Origin of the sequence: Halovenus aranensis (assembly GCF_900100385.1) — an archaeon.
In the GTDB taxonomy this organism is placed as follows: Archaea; Halobacteriota; Halobacteria; order Halobacteriales; family Haloarculaceae; genus Halovenus; species Halovenus aranensis.
Genome location: NZ_FNFC01000011.1, coordinates 123,098 through 130,019, shown reverse-complemented (window position 1 = coordinate 130,019; position 6,922 = coordinate 123,098). Strand labels below are relative to the sequence as shown.

7 protein-coding genes and 1 pseudogene are annotated in these 6,922 nt (G+C 54.3%); 5 read left to right on the top strand and 3 right to left on the bottom strand.

Features of this window, described 5'->3' with window-relative positions:
- Positions 1–276, bottom strand: a pseudogene (locus tag BLR34_RS12265) (IS5/IS1182 family transposase); the annotation flags it as partial.
- A 327-nt stretch (positions 277–603) separates the two neighbouring features.
- On the opposite strand from BLR34_RS12265, the gene BLR34_RS16655 reads away from it, so the two are divergent.
- Positions 604–1,593 (top strand): HNH endonuclease, encoded by a 990-nt coding sequence (locus BLR34_RS16655; protein ID WP_176765315.1) that lies wholly within the window; start codon positions 604–606, stop codon positions 1,591–1,593.
- Positions 1,594–1,715: 122 nt separating this feature from the next.
- Positions 1,716–2,717 (top strand): homing endonuclease associated repeat-containing protein, encoded by a 1,002-nt coding sequence (locus tag BLR34_RS12255; RefSeq protein WP_176765314.1) that lies wholly within the window; start codon positions 1,716–1,718, stop codon positions 2,715–2,717.
- On the opposite strand, the gene BLR34_RS17415 is transcribed toward BLR34_RS12255, so the two are convergent.
- Positions 2,665–3,090, bottom strand: a complete 426-nt coding sequence (locus BLR34_RS17415) for a DUF8137 family protein (protein ID WP_245683215.1) — start codon at positions 3,088–3,090, stop codon at positions 2,665–2,667. The genes BLR34_RS12255 and BLR34_RS17415 overlap by 53 nt on opposite strands.
- A 107-nt stretch (positions 3,091–3,197) precedes the next feature.
- Positions 3,198–3,419, bottom strand: coding sequence for a DUF8137 family protein (locus BLR34_RS17410; RefSeq protein ID WP_245683214.1), 222 nt, complete (start codon positions 3,417–3,419; stop codon positions 3,198–3,200).
- A 19-nt stretch (positions 3,420–3,438) separates the two neighbouring features.
- Here BLR34_RS17410 and BLR34_RS12245 point away from each other — a divergent pair, with 19 nt between their 5' ends.
- The 3 genes from BLR34_RS12245 to BLR34_RS12235 all read left to right on the top strand — a co-directional run bounded on the left by BLR34_RS12245 (position 3,439) and on the right by BLR34_RS12235 (position 6,603).
- Positions 3,439–3,792 carry a hypothetical protein gene (locus BLR34_RS12245; RefSeq protein ID WP_092703429.1) on the top strand — a complete coding sequence of 118 codons (354 nt, stop codon included), beginning with the start codon at positions 3,439–3,441 and terminating at the stop codon, positions 3,790–3,792.
- 62 nt (positions 3,793–3,854) lie between these two features.
- On the top strand, positions 3,855–5,264 hold the full coding sequence (locus tag BLR34_RS12240) for a DEAD/DEAH box helicase family protein (protein WP_092703427.1): 1,410 nt from the start codon (positions 3,855–3,857) through the stop codon (positions 5,262–5,264).
- Positions 5,251–6,603 carry a DUF790 family protein gene (locus tag BLR34_RS12235; RefSeq protein ID WP_092703425.1) on the top strand — a complete coding sequence of 451 codons (1,353 nt, stop codon included), beginning with the start codon at positions 5,251–5,253 and terminating at the stop codon, positions 6,601–6,603. Before BLR34_RS12240 ends, BLR34_RS12235 begins: the two co-directional genes overlap by 14 nt.
- Positions 6,604–6,922 lie beyond the last annotated feature (319 nt).

Sequence of the window (6,922 nt, the reverse complement as noted above, 5' to 3'; positions counted from 1 at the left end):
GATGTACATCGCGTAGCGGTCGAACGAGTGGTAGAACGTGGTTGGATCAGGCGGCGCGTCCGGGTTAATGCCGAGGCGGTCGCAGACCGCTGGCATGAGACTTAGCCGATCGACGAGTTCGGCGTAGGTGTGGCCCTCCTCCTTTCGAATACAGTGAGCAACGATGTGGGCCTCGCGGGCAAGCCCGCCCGAGTCGGGCTTGCCCGCTCGGTTTCCCAACGCTTGTTTGGCTACACGTAGTGCTGTCTCAACGAGGTCGAGCAAAGCGACGCCCATAATCGCCTTCTCGACCTCATCTTCTCAAACTCGTTACGGAGTGATCCTGTCGCCGTCTTCCATTTTCAATAGAGCACTATTTCGCCATTTGTTTTCGCTCGTCACCGCGTGCTGAATATGCGCGTTGTATTCAGCACTCGGTATCTGACGAAGATCTGGTAAGATAGATACCTAACCAATCACTACTTGCCCTAGACTGAGCGCTACAGAAACAATCAGGTGAATGTGATATTTGACCTGGTCTGCAAGATGGAAGGCGCGTATCTTGCTACCTCAAATTAAAGTCGTCTCAAGCAAGTCTTCAATAAGATGAATGATCGGCGGCAGATGAGGCTCAACGAGCTGGGAGACGGTCCCGCCGAGCAGACTGAAGACTCTGACACCATCGTCTGCCCAACGTGCGGAAAGAACGACTTTGACACCGAACACGGATTGAAGATTCACCATACGACGGTCCACGGGGATCGGTCGCTGACGCTTGAGGAGCGAGTTGAGTTTGAGTGCGAGCGATGTGGTTCGACGAAACAGCTCACCCCCGATGAAGCTGAGCGGCGACGATTCTGTAGTCATGAGTGTAAGGGCGAGTGGCAGTCAGAGGCGTACAGCGGTGAAGACGGACCGATGTGGAACGGCGGCAAAGTAACTGTGCCGTGTAGTTATTGCGGTACTACCGTGGAGCGGACCCCGTCACAAGTCAACGAGATCACCTTCTGTAGTAATTCGTGTGAAGCGGACTGGAAATCGGAGAATAGATCGGGTGAAGACCACCCGAATTACAGTCAGGTCTCTACGGAATGCGCGTGGTGCGATACCGATCTCTTTCGTCCGAGGTGGCGAGTCAAAAAGTTCGAGCACCAGTTCTGTGACAAGGACTGCAAAGGTGCATACTACAGTGCGAATCCATCGGAACTCCACGAGAAGGATCGAGTGACGGTCACCTGTTCGTGGTGCGGCGATGAGAAGGAAGTGATTCCTGCGCAATCCACTCGTAGTGAGCATCACTTCTGTGACCGTGAGTGCAAGGGGGAGTGGTGGTCCACCAACGTCTCCGGAGAGTCACATCCGAACTGGAAAGGCGGATTTGAGCCGTATTACGGTCCGAATTGGTCACGAAAGCGACGGGAGACCAGAGAGCGTGACGGATGCGAGTGTTTCCTCTGTGGCGTGACGGACGGTGCAAGCAGACTCATCCACGGGAGAGAACTCTCCGTCCACCATCTCACCCGAATTAATGACTTCGAGAGCCCTGCTGAGGCGAACGACCTCGGAAACTTGCTAACTCTCTGTACATACTGTCACCAGCGTGTGTTCGACTGACCACTCGGCAGGGCGTGACAGCAGTCTCGGCGCTCGCAGTCAGGTTGTCGCGGGAATGCTCACATCTGACCGCCCGACCCACATGATTGAGTGCCCCCGAAACTATGTGTCCAGCAGTTCACATGACGAGTGTGACGGAGTCACCGTGGCGCAAGGAGGAACGGTTACGACGCCTCTACGTAGATGAAGGTCTATCGATGGCCGAGATTGGTGACCGACTCGGTTGTTCCGACGTTACGATTTGCGATTGGCTTGACCGCCACGATATCGACACCCGTGACCCCGACCCACCGACGATGGAAGGCGAAGACCATCCTCGTTCGGTCACGCGAGATGAGCTAATTGAGGACTATCAGGACCTCGCTGACGAGCTTGGGAAGACGCCGAGTCAAGAGGAATACAACGACCACGGCGAATATACGTGGAGTGCAATCCGCGGGCACTTCGATGGGATGGGTGAGCTACAGGATGCTGCTGGTCTTGAGCGTCATCGGAACGGTCGGGTGACTCTGGTCTGTGAAGTCTGCGGCGAGGAGTACGACGAGAAACACGCGAGAAAGGACAGCTCTTGTTTCTGTAGCCGCGAGTGTGATGCTGCATGGAAGGTTGAAGCCTACAGCGGTCACGGGAATCCGAACGAGCACAAACCGATTGAGTGTACCTGCGAGTGGTGTGAGGATACCTACATAGTGAAACCATACGAGGAAGGGAGCACACGGTTCTGCTCGCAGGAGTGCATGGTTGAGTGGCGGGCAAGAGAATACACAGGTGAGAACCACCCGCGGTGGAAGGACAACGACGACTACTATCGCGGCCCGAACTGGGCACGACAGCGTGAGAAAGCCCGTGACAGAGATGGCCACAAGTGTCAGCACTGCGGGAGCGAGGACCAGCTACAGGTGCACCATATCGTCCCGTACGAATCGTTCAACGACTACGAAGAGGCGAATCGACTGTCGAATCTCATCACCTTCTGTGTGAGTTGTCACCACCGTATGGGGAAGCCTCACTGTACAGTCAGGTTTGGACGTGTTCTCGGAATCGTAATCGGGCGTCTGACACCGAAAAACGTCACAGAATGGCCGCTCGTTCCTCGTGACGGCCGTAAGAGCCCGCAACGGTAGTCAGATACTGACCCTCTGAATCTTGCACGGGGTTTCTGATGGAATTCAGATAGATAGCAATCATGTGTCCTTCCAGCAGTTCTACGGCTGAATGCTGGTCGGCATAGAACGCGTGTTCGAGTATCGCATTCACAAGCGGGAGACTCGACGAGGCGTACTGCTGGATATCGTCCGCAACCGAATGGTCTGGATGCCCGATACCCCAGCCGTACGGATGGAGTGCTTCTCTGATGAAATCGTATCCATCTCCCTCAACCTGGTCAAGAATCGAACTGAAGAACGTCAGAGCGGGAACGGGAACACTATCGATACCGTCCGACAAGCGGGTACGGATGAGGTAGCGACTTGTAACGTTCTGGAGAATCGTCGTCACGTGGGGAACTCGTCAGCTGTGTCTGGATGGTACGCGTCGAGAAACACTTCAAGCGATTCCCATCCTTCGGTCTGCGTTGCGTCGTCAAGCACGGTGATGAGCTGTTCCTAGGCTCTGGAAATACCTTGGTAGCGGTCGGATTCCCCTTTCTCGTGTGCGCTCGCTAACTGTGTTTCGTAGGTTGCGACTGCCTTTGTGAGTGCGGTCATATCTCCGTTTTCAGCGGTTGCTAACTGCTGGTCAAGCCGATCAACTTCGATTTCGTCAGGGCGGCGGTCTGCTGTCATTATCTCCTCTAACAGCAACTGGAGGCGTAATGTTTGTGCCACAGAACGACGACGATAGCATATGACGTATGCTCTCAGTATCCACGTCGAGTCCTACGAGTTCAGCGGAGAGTTCTATTTTGTCGGGGACAGATACGACACAGGTGGGGACGTGCTGAAACACGTGGCAGCCGACCACATTTTGGCGATGAAGCAACGCCCACACGCCGCCGAGTATCTCCTTGAAACGCTCCAAGAAGGCGAGAACGTGAGCAAATCCAAGTACGAACAAGCAGAGCCAGATGTCTCGTGTGGACTTCACTTCGATGTTGACCACCAGCAGTTTCGGTTCTGGGTTGGCGACCGCTCCGTCGACATCGGGAGACAGCCGACAAAGAGCGAGCTTCGCTCAACTGCTGACGACCTCTCAATATAGTGTTCTCTTCGAAATTCCAACCCCAGCAAGGACAAGTATCCCACCAACATAGGTAAAGTCGAATGCGTCTCTCGTTTGATGATGGCACGCTTCTTATCGAAGACGCTCCTGATACTGTGCCGTATGCCGAATGGGACGACCGTGTTGACGAGTATCGGGCACAGGCACAGCACTACCGTGATATTCGACAGTGGGCAACTGAGTCTGATGGACAAGCTACCCTTGAAGAATCCACAGCAACTGTGGCTGAGTTAATCGATGACGCTCGTGCCTACTCAGAGTTCTATCTCACGCCGTCTGTCGCCATCGAACCACGAGATTACCAACAGGACGCTCTCTCTGCGTGGCAAGACAACAACCGTCAAGGAAGCGTCGTCCTCCCGACTGGAAGCGGGAAAACGTTCCTCGCCGTCCAAGCTATTGCTGACGCAGGTGTGAGTACGCTCGTCGTCGTGCCGACTATCGACCTGATGAACCAGTGGCACGCGACTCTCACCAATGCCTTCGGTGACCAACTTCCAGACGGTGTCGGCGTTCTTGGGGGAGGAAGCCACGAGATAGCGGACATCACAGTAACGACCTACGACTCTGCCTACCGCTACATCAACGAGTACGGCGACCAGTTCGGGCTCCTCGTCGTCGATGAGGTTCACCACTTGCCAGCCCCAACCTACCAGCAAATTCCCGAGATGATGATTGCTCCGTATAGGCTTGGATTGACAGCTACCTACGAGCGTGCCGATGGAGCACACGAAGAGCTGGAGGACTTGCTTGGGACAGTTGTCTATCGAGAAGAGGTTGACGAGCTTGCTGGCGAGTTTCTCAGCGAGTACGAGACGATTCACCTCCAAGTCGGACTCACCAACGACGAGCGGACAACCTACGATGAGGAGTATCAGATCTACCGTGACTACGTGGATAGCCACGACTTTGACCTCTGGAAAGAGAACGGCTATGCTGAGTTCCTCAAACGCACCTCGTACGACCCACAGGGGCGACGGGCTCTCATCGCCAAGCAACGGGCGGAGAAGATCGCCCGCACGGCTGAAAAGAAGCTGGACACGCTCGATAATCTCTTGAAACGGCATTACGACGACCGTACAATCATCTTTACTGCTAACAACGAGTTCGCCTACGAGATTTCCCAAGAGTTCGTCGTGCCGTGTATCACACACCAGACCGAGACTGAGGAACGCACCGAGATCTTGGAGCGGTTTCGGACGGGAGAGTACTCGATGCTGGCTACCTCACAGGTGTTGGATGAAGGCATCGACGTTCCGTCTGCGAATGTGGGCATTATTCTGTCTGGGAGTGCCTCGAAACGACAGTACGCACAACGGCTGGGACGGATTCTCCGACCGACAGACGACCGTCAACCTGCTCGTCTCTACGAGATTATCACCGAAGACACAATGGAAACCTACGTCTCCGAACGACGACGGCAGGGGGTGACAGCGAGTGCTGACAGCTGACCTCGCACGCTCACGCATACACGAGGATAGCATTACTCCGTTGTTCATCGATACTGATGAGCAACAGTATCGAGAGACAGCTGCGGAACTTATCAAGATTTTCGAGGAGCATCTCGGTGAGCCAAAAGGAGACTTGGAAGATACGATTGACCAACTCACTATTGCTGATACCGACTATAAAATCGTCCAAGGACTTGCGAAACTGCTCAAAGACGAGTGTGAGTTCGAGACGGTCGCTCCAGTTAACCCACGAGAGATTCGCAAAGCACTCTTCGAAAAGGCAAACGAGAGTTATCCAATTGTCCGTCAACCAACGCTGGGTGAGGACACACAGAAGTTGAGAGTGTACAGTTCCGTTGCTGACAAGCTGGGTATCTCACTTGAAGAGTGCTACCAAGGGATGTACGCAGACTTGGAGGAGAACAAACGTCTCGTACGGTTCGGAAACCGTGTTTCCGATGAATATGAACAAAAAGATGACTCAGCCACGACGACACGGCTAACGGGCGATAGTGAAGAATCCTACGCTGAGGACTCAATTACGGTTGACTGGCTTCTCACCAGATACAATCTGGCTCTGGCACAGGCCGTCCTCTATGATGCTACGGAGATGCGAGTGCGGGTCTGGGACTCGTTTGCGACGGTGTTCAGCTACGTGAAGCTATTCGGGTTGATTCACCGTATCTATCCAATCGACAGCCACGGGAACCGCGTGGGGAGTACTGACGTTGCAGACGGATACGAAGCCACACTGGATGGAGCGGCCTCTCTCTTCTCGAAATCGCGGAAGTACGGGATACGGATGGCAAATTTCCTGCCTGCCCTCCCGTTGTGTGACCGCTGGGAAATGGAAGCTGACATTCTTGACGAGGATGGCGGGTCAACGGATCGGACGCTTTTGTTTGAGCTTGACCACACCGAAGGTTTGTCTTCACACTACTCGGCTCAAAGCGACTTTGACTCCGACGTGGAACGGACACTTGCCCAGAAATGGGAACGGGCGAACACAGACTGGGAACTCGTCCGAGAAGATGACGTGTTGGACTTGGGTGCTGAGGTGATGCTCCCCGATTTCGCTATCGAGCACCCTGATGGTCGGCGGGTGGTATTCGAGATCGTCGGGTTCTGGACGCCAGAATATCTCGACGAGAAGCTGGGGAAAATCCGAGATGCTGACCGTGAGAACCTCATCGTTGCCGTATCGGAGCGATTGGATTGCTCGTCGGAGGACTTTGATGGGATGGATGACCGTGTGCTGTGGTTCAAATCGGGGATTCACGTCTATGATGTCGTGGAGTTGGCGGAGGAGTACGCTGTCGAGGTTTCTTCGGTTCAGTAATCTCGGTTCCGACTATCGCTTTCACCGAACTCACCTAATTGGTTTAAATGCGGAGTGATAACATTAAGACGGAGCTTGGAACTTTGTCACACGCTCCAAGTTCCCCCCTTCAAAATCTCTATGTCAAACTCAGCGTCGGAACTCGGCACGTGTCCGTTCTGCGGGTCGGTTATAGGTTGAGCAGGCGCAATACCACGGCCTTCAGGCCGTGGATACGCGCCGTCACTCTGGGAACGTCCCACCGTTCAAACGCCCCCCGTGAGTTTCCTACGCTGATGTGTAAGTGACAGGCCGCCCTATTGAACAGTAGGAATCGGTC

Bases quoted from the DNA above. Each gene is read 5' to 3' on its own strand.
- BLR34_RS16655 (WP_176765315.1), top strand. From the start codon at position 604: ATGAGGCTCAACGAGCTGGGAGACGGTCCCGCCGAGCAGACTGAAGAC.
- BLR34_RS12245 (WP_092703429.1), top strand. From the start codon at position 3,439: ATGACGTATGCTCTCAGTATCCACGTCGAGTCCTACGAGTTCAGCGGA.
- BLR34_RS12240 (WP_092703427.1), top strand. From the start codon at position 3,855: ATGCGTCTCTCGTTTGATGATGGCACGCTTCTTATCGAAGACGCTCCT.
- BLR34_RS12255 (WP_176765314.1), top strand. From the start codon at position 1,716: ATGACGAGTGTGACGGAGTCACCGTGGCGCAAGGAGGAACGGTTACGA.